The sequence below is a fragment of the Paenisporosarcina sp. genome, assembly GCF_057785155.1.
Window position 1 is genome coordinate 53,245 of sequence record NZ_JBYNRN010000001.1, and the last position, 26,179, is coordinate 79,423.

Sequence of the window (26,179 nt, forward strand, 5' to 3'; positions counted from 1 at the left end):
AGCTATTGCAGCAGAGCATATGGCATCCAAACAATAGGTAGATAACAAGAATCCCTGTTTATTCAGAAGGAAGATACTCCCTCCATTCTTTCCAAGCTTTTAGATAGTCACTTAAGTCATGAGGATGGACTCTAATACAAACGCCTATCCGTGTGTATAATTGAAAAAGAACTTCTTCCAAAAGCCGTTCTTTACTAAAGGAAACTTCTTGAGTCAATAATGAGAAAGCTGATAATAGTGTGCTTACATTTAAATCATCTGGAGAAGAGCAAAATGCATAAGTAAAATCATACATTTTAGGTCCGATTAGAGGCGAAGGATCAATCACTCCATTTAATTTATTGTCCTTATAGACAAAATTATGAACACCAGCATCTCCATGCATGTAAAACATTTCTTCTTGATGTTCATATGACTCCAATTTATTAACCAATAATTCTACTCTTTTATGATCTTCACTTGGTAATACATCGCCTATATCCTTTTGAGCGAATTCCAAACTACTTCGATTGAAGTCTGCCCATGAATTTCTTTGTATACCACTTACTCTTCCCCAGTTATCTTTGTTTACTTTTTCGTATTTATTTAAAAGTTCCTTAATTAGAATAGTCATCCACTCTAATTTAGAACCTCGATTAATATGGGTTTCACCAAAAACATACGAGTAGACTATAAATTCTTTTTTCTCGTCTGTATAAAGCACATTAGGCAACAACGTTACATCTTTATAAGTAAGGAGAAAATCCTCTGTTGTAGATATAACTTTAGGTTGGTCTATTTTCACTACATATTTCGGTATCTCAGTAGTTGTTATAGTAAATAAAGTCCCATTTGTTGTACCGCTTGTTAATTTTCCAAATACTATACCTTCATCATTTATTACTCCTTGGTTTACAAGAAGGTAAATAATATCATTAATTTTTTCCATTTATATAGTCCTCTCTAACTTAAAATCTCTCGCACATAATCTAAAACAAGATTTTGAATAAATAAGAACAGCAACCAACCACATCCGCCTAAAGCAATTGAGAGAAATAGATGGATAGAATTTTGCAAAGCGATGTAAACGATTATTAAGAGAATTGCAGTTGCCGGAAATCCCCATAATACCCCTAATGCAAATTTGCTCAAAGTGGCTGATTGTTCTCCTTGTACATAAAGCCAAATGATACTAAGTAAGCTCACGAGTGGGAGAGCCGCCACCACTCCCCCATATGTTGGAAATCTTCTGGAAATCTCCGTCACTACACCAATCACAATCGCAGAGGCTATAATCTTCATGACTACAAACATGTTTTGGCTCGCTCGCTTAAGATTTTGAATGCCTGTTCTACTACCTCTTTTTCGTTTTCCTCTAACTGGTTCAGTATTTGTTCCAGTTTTTCTTCATCTAGGCTTGTATTCCGATGCAGAACATCTTTCCCCAATTCTGTAAGTCGTAGTATGACTCTTCTTTCATCAAGCAAGTCCCTCTCTTTGGTCAAAAATTTCTTCTCAATCATACGTTTCACGTGTTCGGAAGCCGTATTCTGAAAGACTTGGAGGTATGAGGCAATTTCATTCACCCCAACCTCTTCCTTTTTATCTACAAGCTGCAGAATACGCACCACTTGGTGGGTGATTTTTTCTTTATGGAAGTAATGCAGATGAAAATAAATATCTGTCCAGTATTGATTTAATTGCTTTACTTTATCATTCATAGCGAACGCTCCTTTAATTACATCTTACCTTAAGATTGTATCGTATTATAAGATGTAATAAAAGACAATTAATACCAAAAGAAATAACCACGTTCAAATTCAGGATGTGGTTAAAATACAGTTGTCTAATTTAATGAATAATATCGAATAATAATTAATAATATTAAATAACAATTTAATATTATTAATTATTTATAATAAAAAAATAAATTTTAATTATTTTTATTTACAATTACTTGTTGTATAATCGAAACAACTACTAAAAGAAAGGATGTTCATTATGGCTTATAAAGTAATCACAGATTGCCCTGTTTGTAGTAAAACTTTAAAAATCACAAAGCTGCAGTGCTCTCATTGTCACACTACGATTGAAAATGAGTTTGAATTATCTAAGCTGGCATCCTTAGCAAAGGATCAGCTTCATTTTGTGGAAGTATTTTTAACATGCAGAGGGAATATCAAAGAAGTTGAAAAAGAACTGGGGATTTCGTATCCAACGGTTCGAGGCAAGCTAACAGACATCATTACATCCCTTGGATATGTACAGAAGAAGAAAAATGAAGTAGACGAGAAAAAAGTTGTCACTATGTTGGAAAATGGCGAAATCACACCAGAAGAAGCCATTAAGCTCTTAAAAGAAGAATAGGGAGGAATTTTTCATATGAAAGAGGAAATTTCAAGAGTGTTAACAATGGTTCAAGAAGGGAAGATTGACGCTGATACGGGGTCAGAACTGATTCAAGTATTAAAAGAGAAAGAAGAAACAGGAAATAAGCTTTTTGAAAAACCGACTAAATATTTAGATAAAACATTAAAAATTCGTGTTGTATCAGTCGACAATGATAACGTCACGATCAATTTGCCAATAAAACTTGTTAAGGTAGTATTAATGGCTGGACATAGTATCGCAGCGAGTATGCCTCAATCGGAAAAATACATTAAAAATATAGACATAAACCTCATTATTGAAAGAAGCAATCGAAAACGAATTAGATGGACAAATTGTTGATATTAAATCGGCAAACGGGGATACCGTTTCAATCATAATTGATTAGTGATTTGCTTATGATACATGTAAAAGTGAAAGCAAAAGACGTTCGGGTTACCATCCCAATTCCATATGCTATTTTAAACATCATTATGTCAATTTTGTCTTCAAAATTTTTTCAGCAACATGCAAATAAATGGACAAAAGAGCACTTCGAAAGAAGAAAACAGGACTTTACCTTCCCACTAATAGACAAAAAAACGCTAATGCCTATCGTCAAGGAACTGAAAAATTATAAGGGAATCGTGCTAGTAGATGTCAAAGCTAAGGACGGTACTGAGGTTAAGGTTAGACTATAATTTATTATAGAATACACCTACCATAGCTTTCTTCTTAGCACCAGATGAAGCAAGCTTTATTAATGCCCAAGTCGTTACAGCAGATAGCGGTTGGACAGCTTACAAAATATATATGAATGAAATAGCAAAAGCCTTTTGGAATGAAATTGATTATTCCAGAAGGCTTTTTACGTTTATCTTTTTTCAGGTACTGGTCAGCAACGCACATAATAGAAACTTAAAAGCTGCCGAAATTGTATCTTTCGGTAGCTTGCTTTATTTGCAGTGAAAGACAATTCATTCTCAAACCCTTCAGTGTGGATTGATGTGGATGGCACTTTTCACACAAAAATGTACAAGTACCTTTTTAGAATTCACTTATGTCTCCATAGATGAGTATCTTATTGTTGATGCCACTTTAAATAAACGGAGGGAACGACATGGGATACTTTGTTACAGTGGAACCTGGTGTAAGAATATATGTAGAGGATGTAAACCCAGAGGGAAATAAAACCATTCTATTTATACATGGTTGGCCATTAAACCATAATCAGTATGAATATCAGTTTAATGTTCTTCCGGCAATGGGATATCGATGTATAGGTATTGACTGGAGGGGTTTCGGTAATTCGGATAAACCATTCACTGGCTACAATTTTGACAGATTGGCAGATGATATCCACGCAGTAGTTGAGGCGTTGCAGTTAAAAGATTTCACACTAGCAGGACACTCTACAGGAGGGGCAATCTCGATTCGATATATCGCTCGATACCAAGGTTATGGAGTATCCAAACTTGTCCTTATTGACGCGCAATCTCCGTATAGTGTTCAAAAAGAAGTTGCAAATATGTTCATTTCAGGATCACTTAATGATCGACCTAAAATGTTGCAGGGATTAACGGATCTCTTTTTCTTCCAGTATATTACCACCAGATTTTCGGACTGGTTTTTTCAGCAAGGATTACAAGCAGCTGGTTGGTCGACTGTAGCAGTCATGAATGCACTAAGAGATGAGAACGTGTACTATGATTTAGACAAAATACAAGTTCCCACACTGATTATACATGGAATACATGATAAAATTGTTCCGTTTGACAAAGCTCAGGAAACAAATGCGCTAATTAAAAATTCACAGCTCGTTCCCTTTCATTACAGCGGTCATGCTCCTTTTTGGGAAGAACGAGAGAAGTTTAACCAGCTATTGATACAATTTATTGGTTGATCGTTCACTTCAGCAAGAAATAATGATAGTTCAATTAACCGCTCATATCATGTGCGGTTTTTTCTATGGTCAAAAATCAACAATGAACGATAAAAGAGCCTTCCCCATTCGTCCAATAAGAAAGAGCAGTATAAGTAGTCAGATGATATTCAACAAAAGCACCAGATTAATACTACAAACAAACAAAAGAACTGTTCTCCAAATAGGGACTTTTATAAGAGTCCGCTGATTGGAGAATAGTTCTCAATTTTTTTTTACAAGCGTCCTTCCTGTGGTACATAATTCAATATTGCACCGGGTCCTCTGCCAGAGGTCTCTTTTTAGAAAATTTTAGCACGTTCGTTTATTCCATGTACCTACACTGAATATAGAATTCAATTTTATCACTAAAAAAGAGCCGACCACCCTTTAAAGGCAGTTAGCTCTTGGAAAACTTCCTATATTTACAGTTTATTTCCGATAATAACCACTTCTTTTCCAGCTGAATAACTTTATGTGTTAGGAGCTTTATTTCTGATTTTCCTGTGTCATCTGAAGCTATTAGTTGTTTTTTGGTTTCTTCAATTTGCCGCCGATTCCAACAAGTATTTCATTAACTTTTGCAAATCCATAGTCCATGCGTTCATTCATTTGTTCCAGAGTTTATACCAAAAGTTGTTGATCCAGTTCATACTTCTGACGCAGATGATGACGAAAATGCATACCTACAAGATCAAACCACTCCTGTGCATTTAGCCAGCCAAACCCTCCATGTTTATCTTTGTAATTCGGGTTTATCTCAACTACTTTCTTTTTCAATTCTTTCATTCTTGTCATCAGTTTATCGAGCTCGAGCATGATGTCTTCTTTCATTTTTGTATTGTCCGGTGGGGCATTCATTTCATCTGGTAATTTGATTTTAATTGGTGGGAAGCCTCCGATGTTAAATAAATATTCGCCAAACTCTGTTTTCCCCTGCTTTTGCTCTCCAGCAGCTAACGCACAGGCTTCAACGCTATCCAAGTACTCATGAGCTACGACAATTAAATGATCATACATTTGATTGATAGACCAAACCCCTTGATCTGGTATATGCCTTAGTTGCTCAGGTGAATATTCTTCTAAAAAACCTTTGTATGTTTCAATTAATTTCAGATCACTCATGTAAAAATCCTCCTCTTCATTTCAAGGATTGTTTGATTACATTATCCTTAAACCTGCAAAACATTTTCACTTATTTTTGCCTCAACAACTCTATTATTTTAGGTTAAAGATACCTTTTCCAGATTGCATATCTATTGGCAATGATGAATGCTCGTGTGTTATTAGCCAAGAGCCATTTACTTTTTTCAAGCCAAATGTGAAACGGTTTGTCATTTGACGATGTTTATCTTCAGTATTTCCTTTGAAAGCAGCGAAAGTCACAGCACAATGCACGAATGCAATATTAGTATTTTCCTGAATCGATATATCATTAAAATCAACTTTCAGTAAATATCCGTCTTCATTCACACCATTAAACCATTCAGTCACACTTTCTTTCCATAAAGAGATTCCCTTACTCTCCCAATTTCCCCAGCAATCATAAATATGTACGTCTTCAGAATAGATTGATAGGAATTTTTTCGTATCTAGTTCATAAACGGCACCTTTGTAAATTTCCAGAACATCCTGAACTAAACTCGCTCCATTCGTCATAAAAATCAGCTCCTTGAAAAAAATGTATTTCTTTTCGAGTGGTAACGTTTCTCACTTTTTATAAGCTTTAAACTATGCCTCACGTTCACCATCTTTTATACATACGAGATATCCTATTTACGGTAACTTATTTATCATTCTTAAAGTAATGGACAGGACGAATCTCGATGCGCCACCCAAACTCTTCTCCTTTGTTTACTTGTGTTGTCGGATGAATAGAGGCAATTTGAATCGCCTCGTCCATATTCTCGGCTTCAAAAATGAATATACTGCCTATCAGCTCTTTCGTTTCTGTAAACGGACCATCTGTGACAACTACCTTCCCGTTCACACGGCGCAAGTTCTTAATCTCTGATTCTAGCCCCGCATCAAGCAGCACCTTACCGCTTTCATAAAATTTCTCCGTGTGCGGTTGGCATTCATCCATCAAAGCCTCAATTTCTGCATTTGGTCGTGCATGCATTTTTTCAGAGTTAAAATAGCCCATACATAAAAATATCATGATCATCTCTCCTCATTCATTCAAATTTTGTATCTATACATACAACGATCAGCAAACCAAAAAATCGACAAAAAGAATATTTTTTATTTCGTACAATTTTTAGCCTGTTTCAATAAAAATTTCTGTTCTTGTACATTTTGTGTTAACAACGCAGCACGTTGAAATTCTTCAGAAGCTTCCATCTTTCTTCCTAGCTTTAAGAGAAAATTCCCCTTTACACTTGGAAGTAAATGATAGTTCTTCAATGTCGGTTCCAAAAGTAAAGAATCGACAATCTCTAAACCAGCCAATGGTCCATAAACCATCGAAATCGCAACTGCCCGATTCAGCTCAACGACTGGAGAAGGAGAAATTTTAGAAAGTGCCTCATAAAGAACTGAAATTCGCTCCCAATTTGTTTTTTCTGGCGTGTCTGCTATTGCATGGCACGCAGCTATAGAAGCTTGTAATGCATACACTCCGAATGTACCACCCAAGTCTTCCGCTTTTTTAAGTGCAGCAACACCTCGTTCAATGTGCTCCTGATTCCACAATGACCGATTTTGATCCATTAATAAAATCATTTCACCTTCCGTATTCGTTCGTGCTTTAAAACGGGATACTTGTATCTCCATTAGAGCAATAAGACCATAAACTTCCGGTTCTATAAGAATGAGATCTGCTAAAACTCTTCCCACTCTTAATGCTTCATAACATAGATTCATTCGTATTAAATTATTACCTGAAGTAGCCGAATAACCTTCGTTGAACATAAGATAGATTACTTCCAATACAGAAGAAAGCCGCTCTGCATAAGCACTCTGCTGAGGAATCTCGAAAGGAACATTGGCCGTAGCAAGCGTCCGTTTTGCCCTAACAATTCGCTGTGCAATCGTCGCTTCAGGTACAAGGAACGCATGTGCAATTTCTTCTGTTGTAAGTCCCCCAACCAATCTCAATGTAAGAGCTACACGGGCGTTTTTTGATAGTACCGGATGACAAATCATAAACAATAGCCTCAGCACGTTATCCTCAATATCTTCATCAATTTCTTCGGAGAAGTCATAATCATTATGTGTGTTCATTTCATAAGCTATTTGTTCATATTTTTGTTCCAGTCGTTTTTTCCGTCGAAGTATGTCAATGGCTTTTCTTTTAGCCACAGTCATCAACCAGGCACCAGGGTTATCTGGAATACCAGAGACTGCCCAACGCTCAATCGCTATAATCAGTGCATCTTGCGCAACATCTTCCGCTAAACTGATATCCTTCAGCATCCGAGTTAAGGAACCAATTATTTTAGCAGATTCCAACCTCCAAACAGATTCAATCCTTTGGTGAATGAAAGATTCATTCATATGCTTGTTCCTCCTTCGATTACCTCCTCTATAAAGGGAACGAATGAATATTTATTCTAAAAACACTTTTTGTCTGCTATCTACTAATTCCAATAAATAGATTCATTTTTTATTAACTTTCAAATAGATACGCTACACTTAATTGACCAATCCAAACAAAAATTTAATTTTTTATAAGATCTCACTCCTAAAAACCGGGTAGTTTAAGTGAATCTCTTTATATACTTGACTTTATCTTAACATAAATATCCAAATATTCTGTTAAATTTTTGGTTATTGGAATAAGAATGTCTATGAACATGTAGTAAAACTCGTCCTATTCGGAATCTGTTCCTGATAATTTTTAATGCTATTTTTTCATATGAAATTGAAAAACCCGACAGTCTTGTTTTAGGAAGATTGTCGGGTTTCAGTCCGATTGGATGGATGGCACTTTTTCCTCAAATATGAACAGATATTATATTTCATTACAACTTCATTTAAAGGTTTAGAAAGAAGTTCCAATAAGCTAAAGCGACAAAAACAAAAAACCAAGAAACAAATCCGAAAACCGTGACAATAATATTTTCGGACCACCCATATTTTATGCCGAAGTGATAGTGAATCGGTGTCATTCTGAAAATACGCTTACGAGTAAGTTTAAATGACGAGACTTGTAAAGTAACTGAAAGTACTTCAGCAAAATATATAATGAACAAAATGGGAATTAAAATCTCAACTTTCTCAAGAACAGCAAGAAATGATAGCGATCCACCTATAGCTAATGAACCCGTATCCCCCATAAAAGCTTTAGCAGGAAATATGTTGTAAACGAGAAAGCCAAGTAAACATCCAATCATAATTAGACTAAAAAGTTGCACCTCTGCTCTTTCTGAAATCACAAAAAAGAAAAAGTATGTGGGGATTGCAACAACTCCTAAAAGACCGTCTAAGCCATCTGTGAAGTTAATGGCATTTGCAGAACCTACGACAAATAATGTGATGACAGAAACATAAAACAACATTGGAAGCTCCAAAGAAATATTTTTATAAATATGAATGTTGGTGTCTACGCCGAGTTCGTTGATCATGTAAAGAAGTAAGGCACCTGTAAAAATAAATTGAAAAATAAGTTTGGTCTTACCCGATACCCCTCCTGGATCTTGACGAGAAGCTTTCCAAAAATCGTCCAAGAACCCAATAAAACTAAAAAGAATGTAGGTTATAGACAAGAAATACATTAATGGAGTTGGAGAAAAAAGGATTGATACGATAATTCCGACAAAGAGAATAATCCCAAACATTAACGGAGTGCCCTTTTTTAACTGATGATTTGAAGGAAGTTCCTTTCTGATTGGTTGAATGAGTCTAAGTTTTTTCAAAACAGCTATTAACAGGGGAGATAAAATTAAAACAACTACAAAAGAGATTAACGCTGGGATTATTTGATTAATCATTTTTTTCAAAACTCCTTTTCTCTCTTTCTCTATAAGTAAGTTCTACAAAGCGCATTCATTTCCTCTATTTAACAGAATTCAACATTCTAATATGTATAAATTTAGGTTTAATAGAGACTTACTTAATCCTCCACATAATAGAAAAAGCTGCCGAAATTATATCTTCGGCAGCTTGCTTTATTCCGTTCGCTTCCGTCCAGCCAGCATGTTCATCACGAGCAAGTGGCATTCCGCAACTTTGGCAATTCTTGAATTGTTTTTCCATTTCTATTTTCCTACTATAGGTGCTATTATTTATTTTATTTTGCGTTCACATCGGGTTCGTGAATTCCAAATATGTTGCCTTCGGTATCAATATAGTATCCTTGCCAAGCCATCCCAGGCAAAGCGTATTTGGCCATTGCGACCTTGCCACCATTTTCAATTATTTTAGCTTCCGTTAAATCGTAATTTTCCACACTCATTGTACAAGCAAATCCATTTAGAGCTTGACCACGTTCAGGTGGCGCACTTTGACGTTGCATTAAAGCACCATTGATTCCAGGTTCATTTTCATCACCTGTCACCACTCCAAAGTAAGGCATTCCTGCATATTCACTATAATCTTGAAATGACCATCCAAATACGCCACCATAAAATTTCTTTGCTTGTTCCATGTCATTCACATGAATTTCAAAATGAACTAATCTTCCCATAATAACCTCCTATATTGATGTTATATTTTTCTACCACATTCTCTTTCATCCTAACCAAGAGTAACAAATCCACTTTTATGCCCAATACAGATTAGATACTTAAAGGGAATGTCTATTATGTAAGTATTCCCTATCTATTGGCTATATCCTTTTCAACTATATTAATTTTTTATAATACATTAGAGTTTATGATTATAACGCAAAATACGATTTACCTTTTTAGAGGCAAAATCGTCTTTTGTATATTTGCTGAAAATATGTCCGCAAAGTTTGAAAGCAATACGAAGGTTATTCTCTAATCATCTTGATGACCAACTTGACTGCGTCTTTTGTTCCCTGCCAGGCAGAACCTGCCATGAAAATTTGGCTACAGGGTTTGAAAAATTATAATTTTTCCATCTTTCACGATATTATATTTCCCATTACAATAAACAACCTTCTTGCCCAAGCTCACCGCAAATGCACATTGACCATTATATTCAGCATTAGATAAAGGTTTCATAAAATCCCCCTATTGTTTTGAATTTTTATCATTTTGTGACCAATATAATTGAATTTCTAAACAATAAAAACTCCAACAACGGATTGGTTGTTGGAGTTCTTTCATATTTACACTATTTATTGCTGTTCAGTACCTAATTCGCGGGTGCTTTCTTATTACTGTTTTTGTGATCCATTGCTTGTATTCGAATTGGTAGGAGAATTGACAGTACTCTTTTTGGCCTTATTAGTTGAACCGTTAACCATCTTAGCCGTTTTATCCACTGTATTCATAGCTGCAAATTCAGTCTTTTCCAATGCCTTGTGCACTGCATGAAATGCAGCTCCAGCCGTGTTTTTAACACCTTTAGAAATTTTGTTTCCTTGTTGATCGGTATTTTGTTGGTTTGTCATATTTTCACCTCCTGAATAAAAATTAGGATATGTCATTTAAGGAACTTTATTCAGCGATATGAAGGTTGTAACAATTAGACAGGTAAACCTATCAGTTTGTTATTCAAATTATAAAAATAGAATTTATAAAGACTAAAACTCCAACAACGGATAGGTTGTTGGAGTTTTTTTTATTTATTTTCTTACAATTTATTGTGCTGTATAGCCACCATCGATGACTGCCGCTTGTCCTGTAACACCTTTGGCTGAATCACTAGCCAAGAACAAAGCATAGTCAGCAACTTCTGTTACATCAAGCAGGCGTTTTTGTGGTACTAAAGGAAGTAGAACTTCTGCCAAAACCTTTTCTAACGGTACATTACGTGTTTTCGCTAAATCTTCCATTTGTCCTCGTACTAGTGGCGTATCTACATAGCCTGGGCATAATGCATTCACTGTAATTCCGTGTTCTGCCCCTTCAAGTGCTGCCACTTTCGTTAATCCGATTACGCCATGTTTCGCACTGTTATAAGCTGCTTTTCCTGCAAAACCGATGACTCCGTTGATGGAAGCAATGTTGATGATACGGCCGAAGCCTTGTTCTTTCATCACCGGGAATACCGCTTTGGTTAGCATAAACGGAGCAGTTAACATGATTTTGATCATGATTTCAAACTTTTCAGTAGGGAATTCTTCAATTGGTGAAACATGTTGCAAACCAGCGTTGTTAATGACAATATCAACTGTCCCGTACGTTTCCTTCGCTGTGTTTACCAAGTTTTGAAGTTCTTGTTCACTTGTTACATCTGCTTTTACACCGATTGACTCAAAACCTAATTGTTTAAGCGATTCTGCGGACTCTTTCACCATTTCTTCATTGATATCAGATAGAACGACTTTCGCTCCATTTTCTGCAAAACGTTTCCCTATTTCAAAACCAATTCCTCGAGCTGAACCAGTTATAATGACTACTTTACTTTGTACCATGATTTATTCCTCCAATAAAAATTATTTATTAACCAATGTTGATTACACCAATCCCATACCACCCATTATGATACCCACGATTACAGCAATTGTAGGAATCACTAATGCAACCACAAAGACATCTTTATACGTTTCTTTGTGCGTCATTCCAGTCACAGCAATTAGCGTTAACAACGCGCCGTTATTCGGAAGTATTGATGCACCGGAAGCAACCGCAGCCATTCGATGGAATACTTCTGGGCTGATCCCGGTTGTTTGAGAAAGTTCATAGAACGTGTCTCCAAGCGTACTAAGGGCAATTCCCATACCACCTGAAGCAGAACCCGTAATCATCGCCATAATTTGAACCGAAAGTGACTCAGCTATCAATGGATTATCCGATACATTCAGGAGCCAGGAAACGATGTCGTCAAATGCAGGAACAATCGCAATGACTGCTCCAAAACCGACAGCAGCACTTGTATTCAATATCGCCATAACCGAACCCTTTGCTCCCTCATTAATAGAGAAGATGAATTTTTTGTAATCCTTAAAATTGATCGCCATAATACTCAATACACCCAGTATTAATGCATAGATTGGTTCCATTTTGAAAACATTGAGCAAAACCACCACAATGACAAGGGGAATTAAAGACAACATCCAATTCGGCACGCTTTCATCATTGTTTGCTTCTTCTTTAGATTCATCGGTTTCCGTGAACCCTTCACCCTTAGCAGAAAGTGTTTTCTCCCTGTACGCTAACCAAAGATACCCACCAACCGCCATGATTAATGTCGTCACGATCCCAATGATTGGAGCCGCTGTTGGAGACGTATTAAAATACTCCATCGGAATTAAGTTCTGGATCTGTGGTGTTCCCGGCATTGATGTCATCGTGAAAGTAAAAGCGCCAAGTGCAAAGGCTGGAACAAGCAACCTTCTGGTCACATTCGCTTCACGGAATAACTCCAGCGCAATCGGATAAACTGCAAATACAACAACGAACAAACTTACGCCACCGTATGTCAATAAAGCCGATGCGATTAACACACCAAGAATGGCTTTCTTTTTACCAATCAGTTGCGTAACCTTTTGAGCAACTGCTTTCGCAGCACCCGTTTCTTCCATTAGCTTCCCAAAAACTGCACCAAGCAAGAAAATCGGGAACCATTTTTGAACGAACCCAACCAAACCTTCCATATAGGTTCCTGTATACATATCAAAGACGTCTAAGCCGCTCATTAAAGCAACCACAGCCGCAGCCAGTGGCGCTACCCAAATAATCGACCATCCCAGATATGCCAAAGCCATTAACAGGACCAAACCCACAATTATACTTAACAAATGAAATCACCTCGTTGTATTTACAGTAAATAAATCTTTGCATCTAGCAAAAATATATTATTCTTACATATCTTTCTAATTTGTTTTATTGCTACACGCAAACAAATACAAATACTCAGATTTCCTTGAAAATCCATATTTATATTAAGGGAATTATCGTTTCACATAAATTAAAATACCCAGTTCACATTAAAGTATGCATAAATAATTAATATTTTATAATAGTATTAATTCAAATAATTCAGTGATTTATTTTATAACACATCAGTCACTTGAGTCCTTCCATAACAAAAAATCCCCCTAAATTTTATAGGGAGACAACGGATATCTTATTTAAAAAAATTTTAATCATGTTTGTTGAGAATAATTTAAGACTTAAAGAAGTAACGTCTATCCTGCATGTCTTTATTAGCCTCAACTATTAGTACATCTTCCTTAACTAATTTTTCGAAATACATGCATATATTAGCATAAATTTTTGGTTTACCTGTTAAATATCTTTCTTGAGGGGCTTGATGACTTTTTATTAAAATTTCGCAAATAATTCTTACACTTGTAGTGCCTTCTTTCAATAATTCTAATGCCATTTGTTCATAATTGCTGTTGTCTTTCCAAGTTGAGGGTGCATTTTCCCCGAAATTCAAGAAAAGGTTTTCTGTTCTATTAGGTGATTTTATTTCCCTTGATTTTCTTTGTATAATATTGTTTTCATTTACATTTAATTTTTTATTATTATTTCTTAATTGCTTAAACTCTTGTTCTTCTGAATAAGAATGGATTTCTTTTCTAAGTCTATTAATCTGGCGATTTAATAAAGGTAGATTAATAGATAACAGGGCTTGATATTCATTAGCAAGAACAAAACCATTTGGTAATTTCCCTATCACATCATCAAAAGTCCAGCCAGTATATATTTTATTAAGAAGATCATCTAATTCGTAATCTATTTTATTAAATCCAGTTAGAATATTTTTTATAATTTTTGGGGAAATTCCTGAATGTTCTTCAAAATGATTAATTCCGAAAGTACGATATTCATTGCTCGTATTATGTTTTACTTTATATTGATATCTTAAAGCTCTACCACACTGACAAGGCGTTAATGGATTCACAAAACCATTGTCGATGTAGTCTTCTAACACCCAACCTTCTAACAATGATTCAATTTCTTCGCTTGATGCGCTATCGGGTAAAACAATGCCTTTATCTCGAGCCATTTCATTTGCAAAAGCAGTTTTTTTTCCACGCTTAACATTTCCATTTAGAAATTTTATTTGTTCCTGAGATAGGTTATTCCATACAATATCCCTTTGTCCCTTATCAAGTGTTAGCATCAATTATCATTCCCTTCAAATTAAATCTATGTAGAAAATATTTTCTTGTTATTTTGGTGACAATTCAAAATTCGCTTCGATAATTGGAGTAAAAAATCTCTCATAATCTTCAACAGTTTCAATTTTACAAAATCCATCTGGTATCTCAATAGCTTCATTTTCGTTGAGGATTAATTTATAAATGTTCTCAATTTTTTCTTTAGCCTTTTTTGATAAACTATCATTTGATGAACCAGTCATTATTTCAAAAATTTTCGAGAGTTTTATTTTTACTTGAAATATCCCCCAAGCCTAGGGCAACTTCAAAAGTATAGTTAGACGTATAAATTCTAATTTCTTTATCAATTCTATTATTAAAAATACTTTTACAATTAGTTAATTGAGCTTTTAATGAACTAACCGTAAAACTCGGATTATTATCACAGTCATGTAAAACTGTATATTTGGTATCAAATTGGTTTAATATTTTCATGAGAGTGGATATAGGTGACTTACCTTTAGCTCTTATAATATGAATTTTATCATTATTAATTTTAGCTAATTGTTTGAACGCCATATACTCCGTATCACCTTCAACAATTAGGATATTATCCGCAAAGAAAAATTCATTTACATAAGAATCTATATAATTAAGAATTTTCAAATTTTTGAGGTCATCGTCATCAAATCTTTCAAAATTAGATTTGTAAAGTTCAATAACATTTGAATGCCCAATTTTTAAAATTTGAATAGAAGTGTGTCTTTCCTCAAGATTAATTAATATTGGAGAGTGTGTGGAAACAATTAGAGGCATATTTCTACCAATTTTATATAGTGAATTACTTAACGCTCTAACTGCTTCTGGATGCAGAAATGCTTCAGGTTCATCAATTAAAAGCATTTTATCATTTCTACTTCCTATAAGACTGTTCTCAATCATATTTTGTATAAGGTATATTAATGTCATTCTTTGCATACCAGTACCTTGATTAGTAAGTTGCATATCAGATCTTTCATCTTGGTTTATTAATAAGTTTGATTTCATAGATTTCACAATTTCACTTGAGCTAATACCTCCACTTTCTCCCCCGTTAATATTAAGCGAGATAGATTCATTTGAAAAAAGATTTCTTAATGAGCCCGAGACTTCTTCACTGACAGTCATTAATGAAGTATCCAATGCTTGTTTTAACGAATTAACAAATTTAGGAACGGCTAACTTTAGCTCTTCAAATTCAGCTTTTAAACGTTGTTCTTCCGTTACTACTGCCTCATCAAAATCCACTGTTTCAATTTCTTGTAGTTTATTTTTAATTGCTTCTTCATAAATACTTTGAACTTGTGTATTTAAATCGTTTGTAGTCATTGAAGGAGTTATATAAAATGGACTATTATCTAGAATTTCATCTAGATTTCTTTTTAATTGATGTTGCCCTTTTATCTCGTTATCTTGATCGTCAAAAAATTTAGGCGTACCACCACTAGAATATTTTTTTATAATTGTTACTAGTTCCTCATCAATTTTAAAAATACCCTTAAAAACAATTTCTTTGCTTTCTTCCGAATAGCAATCTAAAGGAATAGTAGTGGCTTTAGCTTCCTTTTTATAAAAACAGTTAATAGCCTCTAGAATTGTCGATTTTCCTGTATTATTTTTCCCAGTTAGAATAACAATAGAACTGTCAGTAATGCTGAGCGAGAAATTTTCACGGAAAACTTTATAGTTTTCTATTGAAAAACTTTGCAATTTCATTTAATCATTCCTTTTCATTAAACTGGTAACTTATCTATTTTCTTGCATGATATCTCCTAGCTTTAATTTAACATGTGAAACCTTACTATTAATGGTAACATATTACACAATAGAATATTAAATTTTCCAAAATTTCAAAAACCTCATTAATCTGCTGTGTCAACCTTACTATTCAATTTAAAATTTTATTGGAACAATATGGCTGAGATGATTAAAAAAAATACCTCGCTTTTATTGATTTTATGAATGGGTTTATCGTTAGAAGCGTAATTTTAACAAAAGTTAATCTAGAGGACATTGAGTCGTACCAGGTGCCTCTAAACAGGATTTCTTAAGGATTATGAATGGTTAAGTGGAAATTTATATTTGTTGAACAAGAGGAAAGGGGAATAGGACAAATGGAAGTTGTAGGACTTGAGAATAAGAAGAAAAAACGGACATTTACACGAGATGAAATGGTGGATTACACTAAAAAAAAATTACTTAAAGAAAACAAAGGGATTCGTTTTATTAGCTTAAAATATAATGTATTAACCTGTGAACTTGAAGCAAGTACATTTAAGGTGTACATTAGCTCTTCAAGGGATTATGAATCTTTCAGAAAAGGTATCGAATATGAACCAAATCGTGTATCGGCATGGAATAAAGGGTCTCAGGCAATGTTTTCTTCATGTGATTATTATGTATTGTTGGTGAAAGCGGACAAAAACACAAAGTATGTAACAGAATTTGAAGATAATATCGAGGGCATTTTCGTTAATCAAGACGAATTAAATAAGTGGTTGTCTCAAAAAGTCACTGTCCCTTCTGGAATGATTAATTTCTATATCCATTACCGCCAATCCCATGGTGAAGGAAGAAATTCGATAGACGCAATTGACGACCGAGAAGAGCCAGCTCTTTCATTAAATTATTTGTTGCAAAAAGGTTGGTCTGTAAGATGAAAATTGTACGTACTTAAACAAATATATCTTCAAGATTTTTAGTGGGTGGCACTTTGAATATTCGCTAGACATTGCCAATTCTCGAAATTTAAAAAGTAAAAATCTTGAGTAAACAAAAAGAGCAAATCCTAAGTAGGCTTTGCTCTTTTTCTAATCCCAAAAATTCTACACAATGCTACATTTTAATAAAAAAGCGTTTCTTTTATTTGTGGCGTAGATTTATATTTTGTCAAACTCCTTCTTTGCTCACTCCAAATTCTTTGAGCATTAATAAGAATTTCGATTAAAAATAAATAAGAATTGTAGTTAGCATCTACATCAAGCTGTTCAAAGTTCGTATGTTCATGTAAATAACCAGCTGAAAGATTGACACTTTGAATATTATGAGATGCCCAAATACTTGTATCGCTAGATCCTCCTTTCACTGACTTCCAAGGACCCAATTCATTCGTGTTTGCAATTCTTTCTAATGAGAGACCAAATTCATGGTTACAAAACTCTTGTGAATTGTTATGTGTAACAATATCATTTGTCCCTCTACGATCAATCACAAAAGCCATTTCTGTATTCCATAAGAATGATTCATTTACTTTTCGAGCACCTACTAAACCAATCTCTTCTTCTACGGTAAAAATAATTTTCAAGGTACCATTAAATTCATTTGATTGAAGAGATTTTAGCGTAGCCAGTATGACATTAATACCAGCTCGGTCATCGGCACCTAAAATTCCCTCGGTACTGGTCCAAATGTTTTCTTCTTTTAAAATAGTTCGAGACTCTTTAATTTTTTCCACTGTATCAAGATGTGCATTCAATATAACTGTCGGACCAGATCCAAATCTTTTTTCACCTAAAATGTTCCCGTAAAAATCAGTAGTCACAAAGTCGATATAAGGAATCATTTCTTTTAAGACATGATTCCTTATTTTACTTTCTCTTCCACTCTCACCAGGAATATTTAATAACGTTTCTAGTTGATCATTAAAAACATCAATACTTATTCGTGAGTCTGAATTTAACATGATCTTTTTCACATCTAAACCCGTATATTTAGATAGAGTTCCTGCAACAATTGGTAATTCTTTTCGATTGATACGGATACTTAGCTTTTTACCTCTTCGGTGACAATTGATATTTAAATGTTTTAAAAGAATTTCTGCTTTTCTTGCCATCTCTGCATTTATTAAGTGAATGTATGGCATACGTTTATCATGACCATCACATGAATAAATAGTAGGTAAGTCTAATCTAATAAATTGCGATACTAACCCAGCGATAAATAGATCTAATTTTATTATCGGTAATTCATCAGGATTAAAACTCATTTCCGTAATACTATCCGTAAGGTTACCTTGTACCTCTTGCCACTTTTCTTCATCAATAACTTCACCAAGGATTTCGATTGAGTTCGGAAAGCTTTGATAATGTACGTCAGCGTTTTTCAGTAAAAGTTCCAAATACTCTCGATTCTCCTTTGATAATTCCTTTACACCCAATGCCAGACCATTTTGCGTAGTTACAAATCCATAACGAGTTAATAATTCTGACCATGTGTTTGCCATTAGAGCAACACCCCTTTTCTTTTGTTACTCTAATTAAACAATACAGCCGGTTACACGCTTGTAACCGAAAAAAAACCTTCCTGAATTACTCAGCAAGGTTTGAATGAAAGAATTGATCTTCCCTGTATGCAATTTGATAGGTGATACCCGAAATATAATAACCATCTTTATATAACAGGATATCATTGAATCCTGCAACTCTTAATACATGCCTCAAACGTGAAATATTCGTTTTAACGGTTCCTGGACTAACTAAATCTTGATTAGTTTCTGAATCAAACTCTAATGGAAAGCGGTTCATCTTAATGGGTGATTCCGCTGATCCCTTCTCAAGCAAATACTTTAAATAATCGGCATATGTTTTAGAAATCCTTGTTTCATTCACCCCATATAACATGATCTCATTGTCACTGAAGTAAAGGTACAAGTGATTAGGATTCCTGTGTTCAACTAATTCATCACATTCCTTTTTTGATACTTGTTCTTGCTCCCCATTTGTATTCAGTATATATTCAGTTTTTGAAAGTTTTTGTTTAATTTGTTTTGATATATCTTCTATTTTTACACCATGATAATTCGTAATTTCACCAATATCTTGTTGAAGAATATTAGCTTCCTCCAAAGATTCATGCGCTTGTTGTAATGCACAATAACTAATGAACAGATTAGCCTTCACGAGTTGATCATCTTCTAATTCAAACAAATCGCTTCTTAGATTCAAACGAATAGCTGCATCGAAATGTTTAATTGCTTTAAGCCAATTTTTTTCTTTATAGAATATATAACCGAGTCGATAATGTGCAGAGGAATTATTTTGATCGAGTGTTAAAATACTTTCAAATTCATGTTTAGCTGCTTCTTGGTTTTTATCAGATTCCGTTTTTATATAAAATGCATAACTCATTAAGGTTTGAATGGCTGCTACTTTTTCATAAGATGATAGTAAATTCATTCTTTTATCTAATTGAAGTAGCCTTTTAGTTAAAGATGACGTTTTATAAGTATAAACACCCGGCTTAAGAGCATTTTCTTTTTTTATATCTTCCCTAAGCTGAAGTAGCTTTTCTTCATTAGTTAAGTTATTAACTTTTTTTAGCATAATATCAAACATCCTTATATACTTGATAAACGCAGATTCAAGAATACAAATAATTACCCTTCATAAATGTTTCTGATGCTCAAAACAATAGCTACTCCCTTTAAATCTAGCTTTATTTGCACTACAAAAATCACTTACTTTCTCAGACACTTCAATTCCACATGTATGACAGACAACTTTTGTAATTTGTGATGCTTTTGATTCTTCAATACCTGCACTCGATTTAATACGTTTAACATGGTTTGCTCGCAGATGTGAATCCAATACATTTTTCGAGGATAATACAACATGCATTTCGTTGATTTGTTCTTCACTAAAAGTGACTGATTTCATTGTCATTTTTAACACATTTATCTTCCTAGCAATAAATTCGCTAAGTTCCGTGTCATATACAATCAATTCGTTGGATTGAATCTTTCTTAATTCCTCATTTACCTTAAAAGTACTTCTCTTTGTGAATGAAACCATAGATACAAATTGAGATATATCGATTTGAGGTAATAAATTATGTATAGCTTTTATATGTCCATAGTTTTGGTGAAATGGATTCATCAATGGAAACTTGCCATTTACTAACCACTTAGGTCTTTTAACATCTCCATAGATGGTTCCAGCATAGTTTTTAGTTTCAATTACAAATATCGTGTAAGGACTTATAATAATGTGGTCAATTTGAGAGTATCCCGACATTGACTTAGCGTTAGGCAGCATTAAATCACTAAGGGTTTTGCAATCTTTAGGCAACTGATCTAACTGGATATTGATTTTATACTCACCTAAATCCCCAATTCTTTCAGGAGCAATTTTAGGTTTAACCTTCTCGCTAGTGGGTGCTGAAACCACAGTTTGTTTCTTGGAGAACAGTTTCGAAAACATCAAGCCACCTTCTTATATAATTCATTTTAAAAACGATCCAAGTCTCCATTGATTCCATGAATTCTTTTTTTCAGCTCTTCCAGGTGCAACACAATAGTCACTAATCTCCGTAATAGCACCTTTATATTCTAATGGAAGTGTTTCTTTATGGTCTTCCACATATTGAGCAATAAATTTTCGAGCTTCTGTTATACCTGAAAGGTCGTTTCTTAATATCTCTTTTAGTCCATTAATTACAAGCTCTACTTTGTATGGATTATATGCCTTGCTTCCTGTGATAACAAAATGGAGTTCATTCCTTTTTGTTACTGCACTGATAAGTTCTTTTGGCATTCCAGATGAACGTCTTTTGGATATAAATTTCCTTTTAAGTTCTAAGAAATTATTTAATAGAAACTGAAGGACTTCGTCTTTCGTTTCAATGGATTTTAAACTATCCATTACATGATCCCAAGTAAGTCTCATCACTTGAACATTTTCTTGATTGATTAATCTTTTATGAGCCGTTATTTGACCTTCGTCTAATACACCTCTTATTTTAAATTCAAACAGTAAATTGAAATTTTCTCCACATATCCAAGCATCTGGTATTGAACCGGAATTGTCTTCTAGTTCATTATGGGAAACTCTACTTAGATACGGAGCAATACCAATAACTAGTTCATATTCTTTTTTTGACTGTGGGGAAAACTTTTTACGATTATGTATTGTTAAATTAGAGAAATGAAAATTCGTAGCAAATTCGCCTATCAAACCTATTAGAAATTGAGGAAGTATTTCTTTATCCTTGTAATCCAACATGCTCATTAAGATATGAGTGTAGTGATCTTCTTCTTGTCCTTGATAATGAAATATGTTTATCTTTTTCAACTCCCATTATCAATTAATATTCACTTAATGGGCTTGGCATGTCATAAAATAAAATACGAGTGTTACATACACTATAATTTATTCAGAAAAAGCACCTGATAAAAAGAATGAAAACTAATGTAATCGGAACGCTGGTATGGGATCGCTAAAATCAATTCCCATTAATCATTTTTAAAAGTCTTACTCAAACAATTATCGTTAGTTTAGTGGGGCAACACCAAATGCTTAATTATCTGTTTTCATATTAAAAGTCAATTCTAAGTTTTCATGTATACCAAGTTCATCAAACACTAGTACTAGTTTTTTTCTCATTGGTCCTTTAAAGTTAGAATTATTCATCACTTGATAAAGAACGTCTACATTTTTTAGTATGAGTAGTAATTTCATGTAAAATATAAAATCATAATTTATAATTATTAGAAATATGTGGTAACATATTGTTAATTGTTTTTTAATAGTTATTATGGGAGGGGAGGAAACTAAGTGTCAATTGCAGCATTAAGACATACTTTTTCTGGGTATTCACTGCCCAGTCTGCCCTCGATTAAACCTTGGAAAGATTACAGCTTTCATATTCAGGAGTCGAGTATGAGAAGCGCAATAAACGCTGAGATAAAAATAAGGTCTTTTCTAACTGGGCATCATAGTTTTCCTAATCAAGTGTGGGTAGATTTGAAAGGTGTTTATGGACTTTCTGATTCCAGATTGTCTATTAATCCACTTGGACACGACTTCATTTTATATTGTTCTACAACACCTTCCAACTTTGCTAAAGAGGCATGGCTTTATCGAGCACATAAAAACTCTACTAATATGGAAATTAGATTAAAATTTAATCGTAGGTTAAAAAATCTTTATAAATTACTATTATTTATTCCAAATAACTTGTCGAATAAAATATTTGATAATTCTTTAGAGAGTAATAAATTATTAGCTTTTTCAGAACACTTAATACAATACCCTCTGGCATTAGAAAAATTATTTGAGTTACCATGGCCAGATCTAGTTAGCCTGACAAATAGATCTGATACACAAATTGAACAATTAATTGGATTGTTAAACCCTTCCGAACATAACATAATACCTTTCTTAAGAAGAGTAAAGACTTATAATAGAGATCATGAAAGAAGACTCGTATTTATAGCTTCAATGTTGATCGCACCGACACTTGAAAGAATAGATTATAATGGATTTTCGCCATTAATTATTAATTACCCCTATAATCGTTTTTTTACTGAACAAGATCTGATTCAGTATCTGAATCAGACTGGAAATTATTTGTTACATTGAGTTAGGAGAGTAAGTTTATGAGCTTGCAATTGTATTTACAAAATACAGGTTTAATGTTTAATGATGAAAATGTAATTGATTTATATTTATCTCTTAAAACATCACCAATAACAATTTTTACTGGAATATCCGGTAGTGGCAAAACAAAATTAGCTCAGTATTTCACGGAATATATGGTGACACCCACCCATCCTGTCACTGTCGCAGGTACGCCAACGCCAACGCCTTCTGCAGAAAATCATAGATATGCATTTGTTTCTGTAAGGCCAGACTGGTTAGACAATAAAGGGATACTGGGATACTATAACCCTTTGCTAGGCGTTTATTCAATTACTCCTGTTTTACAGTTGATATTAAACGCTATACACGAACCGAATGAGCCCTTCTTTTTAGTGTTAGACGAGATGAATCTTGCCAAAGCAGAACATTATTTTTCAGACTTCTTAAGTGTAATTGAAAGTAGAAGGTACTCACCTATTAGTGGATTATATGAGGCCGACACAATTAATTTGCATAATGCTGGTTCTCGAGTAATTGCAAAAAATTATGTAGATATCGCAGATAAATCTTCAGCAATATTGGAAATGAACAGCTTTCCAGAGGATTATTACGTTAATGTTTCTGCACATTCAGAAAGAAAATACTTTGTTCCTGAAAACCTTGAAATTCCTCCAAACTTATACGTAATTGGTACGGTTAATATCGATGAATCCACCTATAGATTCAGTCCAAAAGTTATTGATAGAGCACATGCAATCGAAATGAATGGTGCTACGACTGAAGAATATATTGCTTATTTAACTGGTACATCTGTTGCTACGGCGGCTCCTGCCACGATATTTTCAAGAATTAATTTTAATGCTGATGACCTTACTCACAGTAGACGTTTTATTTCAAGTCGTAATGAATCCTCTATTTTAAGAGACCCCTCTATAAATCAGACTATATTACAAGAAACAATCGCTCATTTAGGAGGTTTACTAGTAAATTCTCCGTTTAGATTTAGTTATAGGACAACTAATCGCTTAATACAATTTATTGGGAATGGTAAAGAATTATGGCTTTATAGTCATATTGTTTTTAATGACGATTCACTAACATATTTACTTGATAGTGCTATATTACTAAAAGTTTTACCGAGAATTCATGGGCAAAGAAGATTATTAGAGCCATTGCTTAAAAACCTACTATACTTCTGCCATTCAACGTTTACAAATGCTCATTATACCCAAATTCTTAGTGGTCAAATTCCAAATGGATTAAACGGAATTGAACATATCCCATTTGTTAATTCAGATTACAGGTTTCCTAGATCTGCCAATTCTATATTTAAAGTATTAAACTCTCTTATCAAGGAGAATAGTAATTATGGGAGTTTTATTTAATGAAAGAGTTTTACTTTGCTAATAGGGTTGAAATAGAGACTCCATTGTTTACAATCACTATTGAGCCATCAAAGCCACTTGAGTTAACAACTCCGACAACTGTTACAATTATTAAAAGCTCCTATACAATAATTTTATTTTGCGAGAAAAGTGAAGACAAGAACTTGTATGCTAAAAATTCAATCATTTATTCTAATGAACCTTTATTAGAGGATCTTAAATTCCTTGAAAATATTTCCTATAATATAGAAATTAAATACAACGGTCTATCACAACTCAATTTTTTACCTACATTACATAATAATTCCTTTAATCCTTTACAAGGTAAGGTACGTTACCTTGAGAATTTTGCATATGCAAAACTAAATTGGACATCTTTCGTAGGTAAAGATTCATTAAGATTATATTGGGACTATAATGATACATTTAATTTGCCCATAGAAATTAGAGCAAAAAAAGTTGACTACCTGTCAGATTATAAAATAATGATAGATAATATTAACAGAGTTTGTTCTGAAATTATATGGAGCGATAAAAGTGCTACAAGTTTAACTGTTGAGAGTAATTCTTATTCCGAAAAGAGCTTGCTAAGAAAATTTTTCTTCATTAGGTCGGCACTTTCTAATGACAAACTCCCAAGTTCTTTTCAAGAAATCCTTAACGCTCCGATTAGAAAACTAATTGAACATGAAAAATTGGTTCCGATTGGTGAATTATCTAAGTTTGATCAACGTACACTATTATCTATAATTAATAGTCCTTATTGGTTGACTACTGATCCAGGAGTACCTTATTCATATAATTCCCAAGAAAATATTCCTTATTTTTTAAATGAATATAATACCAACCTAACACATGACACAATAGAAAATAGATTTATTAAATATATATTAGAGGAAACGTATGGTACTTTAAACGAACTTATTATCCTCTTCAATAAGAACACTTTTGTCGGCTTAGAGTCATTTAGACTTTTAACCATAGTAGAAGAAATGATCTCAAACTATATTTTATTAGATGTAAAGAGTGTTCAATATATTGAATCTGGTAATTTAGCTCTACGAAGTGCGCACGGGTATAGTGATTTCTTTAATTTTTATGAACAGTTATTAATGTCAGAAAATTTACAATGGACAGAACTCTACAAATTATTATTTCATAAACAAATTAAACCTGTTTACGATATTTATGAGATATGGGTCCTCACAGAGTTTCTAGAGATATTAAAATCAATGTCTACTGGAAATTTTAAAGTTGAATTTGGTAGCGGTAAAAATTTTATCAAAAGTATAACAACACAATTTCATTCTTTTAAATTGGAAATATTGTATCAACATAAATTAAAATCTTCAAAGAACGATATTTTACTTAGTTCATACTCAATGAGAATGGATCCGGATTTCTTATTAAATATATATAAAGAAAGTAAATTAATTGGAACTGTTGTGTTTGATGCAAAATATAAGATTAATAAGATTAATGAATTATTAAATTCTTCTGATTTTGATTCGGATAACGTAAATTCAGTTACTTTTGATGAGAGGATAGCCAAAAGAATCGATCTTATGACAATGCATGCATACAAGGATTCCATTAGAGGGGTGGAAGGCTCCTTTGTAATCTTACCGAGTAAAGAGCAATCTATAGAGTTTTGGAATGAGAAGGTGGATATCGTCCCATCTATCGGAGCAATACCGCTTTATCCAACTAATAATAATGAATTAAATATTAGTCAAAGAGAAACTTTAACAAAATTCATTAAAAAAATCCTTACTCATTTCAATAGAAAAAATCTATAAAATTAGTTTAATAAATTTAAACACCATTAAAATCTGAAGTGACCTAAAAATTAGACAAGGATCGATCGCCCGCTACGTCGAAATGGAATCCCTCCCTAAAGATGAGGCAAATTTAAACACCTTTATGTTGAAATCTAGGAATATACTACCTAAATCCAACTTGAAGGTGTTTTTACTTTGGGTACCAAAGTCAGTTATCCTGTTGA

The 26,179-nt window shown here is 33.6% G+C and carries 28 protein-coding genes and 1 pseudogene; 8 read left to right on the forward strand and 21 right to left on the reverse strand.

Annotated features, from left to right (window positions below; genetic code table 11):
* Nucleotides 1-58 precede the first annotated feature (58 nt).
* Genes AC3EA5_RS00300 through AC3EA5_RS00310 form a run of 3 tightly spaced genes read right to left on the reverse strand, consistent with a single transcriptional unit; the run spans nucleotide 59 to nucleotide 1,700 of the window.
* Entirely contained in the window at nucleotides 59-928 is an 870-nt protein-coding gene (locus tag AC3EA5_RS00300) for a phosphotransferase (RefSeq protein WP_488606569.1), read from the reverse strand.
* Nucleotides 929-942: 14 nt separating this feature from the next.
* Nucleotides 943-1,293: a DUF3147 family protein gene (locus AC3EA5_RS00305; protein WP_488606570.1), complete on the reverse strand. Its 351-nt coding sequence runs from the start codon at nucleotides 1,291-1,293 to the stop codon at nucleotides 943-945.
* The gene (locus AC3EA5_RS00310; RefSeq protein WP_488606571.1) at nucleotides 1,284-1,700 is read right to left on the reverse strand and encodes a MarR family winged helix-turn-helix transcriptional regulator; all 417 of its coding nucleotides are present in this window, start codon (nucleotides 1,698-1,700) and stop codon (nucleotides 1,284-1,286) included. The genes AC3EA5_RS00305 and AC3EA5_RS00310 overlap by 10 nt, the downstream gene beginning before the upstream one ends.
* A 280-nt stretch (nucleotides 1,701-1,980) precedes the next feature.
* On the opposite strand from AC3EA5_RS00310, the gene AC3EA5_RS00315 reads away from it, so the two are divergent.
* The 4 genes and pseudogenes from AC3EA5_RS00315 (at nucleotide 1,981) to AC3EA5_RS00330 (ending at nucleotide 4,249) form a co-directional block, all read left to right on the forward strand.
* Nucleotides 1,981-2,346 carry a DUF2089 family protein gene (locus AC3EA5_RS00315; RefSeq protein ID WP_488606572.1) on the forward strand — a complete coding sequence of 122 codons (366 nt, stop codon included), beginning with the start codon at nucleotides 1,981-1,983 and terminating at the stop codon, nucleotides 2,344-2,346.
* 15 nt (nucleotides 2,347-2,361) lie between these two features.
* Nucleotides 2,362-2,755, forward strand: a pseudogene (locus tag AC3EA5_RS00320) (SHOCT-like domain-containing protein).
* 10 nt (nucleotides 2,756-2,765) lie between these two features.
* Nucleotides 2,766-3,047, forward strand: a complete 282-nt coding sequence (locus AC3EA5_RS00325; protein ID WP_488606573.1) for a hypothetical protein — start codon at nucleotides 2,766-2,768, stop codon at nucleotides 3,045-3,047.
* A 419-nt stretch (nucleotides 3,048-3,466) separates the two neighbouring features.
* Nucleotides 3,467-4,249 carry an alpha/beta fold hydrolase gene (locus AC3EA5_RS00330; RefSeq protein ID WP_488606574.1) on the forward strand — a complete coding sequence of 261 codons (783 nt, stop codon included), beginning with the start codon at nucleotides 3,467-3,469 and terminating at the stop codon, nucleotides 4,247-4,249.
* A 642-nt stretch (nucleotides 4,250-4,891) separates the two neighbouring features.
* Here AC3EA5_RS00330 and AC3EA5_RS00335 read toward each other — a convergent pair.
* From AC3EA5_RS00335 to AC3EA5_RS00400, 14 genes are all read right to left on the reverse strand, one after another.
* Entirely contained in the window at nucleotides 4,892-5,392 is a 501-nt protein-coding gene (locus AC3EA5_RS00335; protein WP_488606575.1) for a DinB family protein, read from the reverse strand.
* Between the two features lie 93 nt (nucleotides 5,393-5,485).
* Entirely contained in the window at nucleotides 5,486-5,926 is a 441-nt protein-coding gene (locus AC3EA5_RS00340) for a YybH family protein (RefSeq protein WP_488606576.1), read from the reverse strand.
* Nucleotides 5,927-6,053: 127 nt separating this feature from the next.
* Nucleotides 6,054-6,428, reverse strand: coding sequence for a YciI family protein (locus AC3EA5_RS00345; protein ID WP_488606577.1), 375 nt, complete (start codon nucleotides 6,426-6,428; stop codon nucleotides 6,054-6,056).
* A gap of 83 nt (nucleotides 6,429-6,511) precedes the next feature.
* Nucleotides 6,512-7,765 (reverse strand): RNA polymerase sigma factor, encoded by a 1,254-nt coding sequence (locus AC3EA5_RS00350; protein ID WP_488606578.1) that lies wholly within the window; start codon nucleotides 7,763-7,765, stop codon nucleotides 6,512-6,514.
* 479 nt (nucleotides 7,766-8,244) lie between these two features.
* Nucleotides 8,245-9,201 carry a phospho-N-acetylmuramoyl-pentapeptide-transferase gene (gene mraY, locus AC3EA5_RS00355; protein ID WP_488606579.1) on the reverse strand — a complete coding sequence of 319 codons (957 nt, stop codon included), beginning with the start codon at nucleotides 9,199-9,201 and terminating at the stop codon, nucleotides 8,245-8,247.
* Between the two features lie 118 nt (nucleotides 9,202-9,319).
* A complete protein-coding gene (locus AC3EA5_RS00360; protein ID WP_488606580.1) occupies nucleotides 9,320-9,466 on the reverse strand; it encodes a zinc ribbon domain-containing protein in 147 nt (48 codons plus the stop codon).
* 34 nt (nucleotides 9,467-9,500) lie between these two features.
* Complete coding sequence (locus tag AC3EA5_RS00365; RefSeq protein WP_488606581.1) at nucleotides 9,501-9,896, reverse strand: VOC family protein; 396 nt, start codon at nucleotides 9,894-9,896, stop codon at nucleotides 9,501-9,503.
* 367 nt (nucleotides 9,897-10,263) lie between these two features.
* A complete protein-coding gene (locus AC3EA5_RS00370) occupies nucleotides 10,264-10,398 on the reverse strand; it encodes a hypothetical protein (protein WP_488606582.1) in 135 nt (44 codons plus the stop codon).
* Between the two features lie 155 nt (nucleotides 10,399-10,553).
* The gene (locus AC3EA5_RS00375; RefSeq protein ID WP_488606583.1) at nucleotides 10,554-10,790 is read right to left on the reverse strand and encodes a hypothetical protein; all 237 of its coding nucleotides are present in this window, start codon (nucleotides 10,788-10,790) and stop codon (nucleotides 10,554-10,556) included.
* Between the two features lie 189 nt (nucleotides 10,791-10,979).
* On the reverse strand, nucleotides 10,980-11,756 hold the full coding sequence (locus AC3EA5_RS00380) for a 3-hydroxybutyrate dehydrogenase (protein ID WP_488606584.1): 777 nt from the start codon (nucleotides 11,754-11,756) through the stop codon (nucleotides 10,980-10,982).
* A 42-nt stretch (nucleotides 11,757-11,798) separates the two neighbouring features.
* Complete coding sequence (locus tag AC3EA5_RS00385; RefSeq protein WP_488606585.1) at nucleotides 11,799-13,082, reverse strand: GntP family permease; 1,284 nt, start codon at nucleotides 13,080-13,082, stop codon at nucleotides 11,799-11,801.
* A gap of 368 nt (nucleotides 13,083-13,450) precedes the next feature.
* Nucleotides 13,451-14,416, reverse strand: a complete 966-nt coding sequence (locus AC3EA5_RS00390; protein WP_488606690.1) for a DUF3895 domain-containing protein — start codon at nucleotides 14,414-14,416, stop codon at nucleotides 13,451-13,453.
* A 48-nt stretch (nucleotides 14,417-14,464) separates the two neighbouring features.
* Complete coding sequence (locus AC3EA5_RS00395; protein ID WP_488606586.1) at nucleotides 14,465-14,656, reverse strand: hypothetical protein; 192 nt, start codon at nucleotides 14,654-14,656, stop codon at nucleotides 14,465-14,467.
* Between the two features lie 4 nt (nucleotides 14,657-14,660).
* Nucleotides 14,661-16,148 carry an ATP-dependent nuclease gene (locus tag AC3EA5_RS00400; protein ID WP_488606587.1) on the reverse strand — a complete coding sequence of 496 codons (1,488 nt, stop codon included), beginning with the start codon at nucleotides 16,146-16,148 and terminating at the stop codon, nucleotides 14,661-14,663.
* Nucleotides 16,149-16,546: 398 nt separating this feature from the next.
* Between AC3EA5_RS00400 and AC3EA5_RS00405 the strand changes: the two genes are divergently transcribed.
* Nucleotides 16,547-17,092: a hypothetical protein gene (locus AC3EA5_RS00405; protein WP_488606588.1), complete on the forward strand. Its 546-nt coding sequence runs from the start codon at nucleotides 16,547-16,549 to the stop codon at nucleotides 17,090-17,092.
* Between the two features lie 182 nt (nucleotides 17,093-17,274).
* Here AC3EA5_RS00405 and AC3EA5_RS00410 read toward each other — a convergent pair whose 3' ends face one another.
* The 4 genes from AC3EA5_RS00410 to AC3EA5_RS00425 form a co-directional block, all read right to left on the reverse strand.
* Nucleotides 17,275-18,654, reverse strand: coding sequence for a M20/M25/M40 family metallo-hydrolase (locus AC3EA5_RS00410; RefSeq protein WP_488606589.1), 1,380 nt, complete (start codon nucleotides 18,652-18,654; stop codon nucleotides 17,275-17,277).
* 85 nt (nucleotides 18,655-18,739) lie between these two features.
* Entirely contained in the window at nucleotides 18,740-19,753 is a 1,014-nt protein-coding gene (locus tag AC3EA5_RS00415) for a tetratricopeptide repeat protein (protein WP_488606590.1), read from the reverse strand.
* Nucleotides 19,754-19,813: 60 nt separating this feature from the next.
* On the reverse strand, nucleotides 19,814-20,629 hold the full coding sequence (locus tag AC3EA5_RS00420; RefSeq protein WP_488606591.1) for a nuclease-related domain-containing protein: 816 nt from the start codon (nucleotides 20,627-20,629) through the stop codon (nucleotides 19,814-19,816).
* Between the two features lie 21 nt (nucleotides 20,630-20,650).
* Nucleotides 20,651-21,499 carry a hypothetical protein gene (locus tag AC3EA5_RS00425; RefSeq protein ID WP_488606592.1) on the reverse strand — a complete coding sequence of 283 codons (849 nt, stop codon included), beginning with the start codon at nucleotides 21,497-21,499 and terminating at the stop codon, nucleotides 20,651-20,653.
* Between the two features lie 483 nt (nucleotides 21,500-21,982).
* Between AC3EA5_RS00425 and AC3EA5_RS00430 the strand changes: the two genes are divergently transcribed.
* From AC3EA5_RS00430 to AC3EA5_RS00440, 3 genes are read left to right on the forward strand one after another with little or no spacing between them, the layout of a single operon-like run.
* On the forward strand, nucleotides 21,983-22,789 hold the full coding sequence (locus tag AC3EA5_RS00430) for a hypothetical protein (protein WP_488606593.1): 807 nt from the start codon (nucleotides 21,983-21,985) through the stop codon (nucleotides 22,787-22,789).
* Nucleotides 22,790-22,806: 17 nt separating this feature from the next.
* Entirely contained in the window at nucleotides 22,807-24,174 is a 1,368-nt protein-coding gene (locus tag AC3EA5_RS00435) for an McrB family protein (protein WP_488606594.1), read from the forward strand.
* Nucleotides 24,174-25,973, forward strand: a complete 1,800-nt coding sequence (locus AC3EA5_RS00440; RefSeq protein ID WP_488606595.1) for a DUF2357 domain-containing protein — start codon at nucleotides 24,174-24,176, stop codon at nucleotides 25,971-25,973. Before AC3EA5_RS00435 ends, AC3EA5_RS00440 begins: the two co-directional genes overlap by 1 nt.
* The last annotated feature ends 206 nt before the right edge of the window (nucleotides 25,974-26,179 follow it).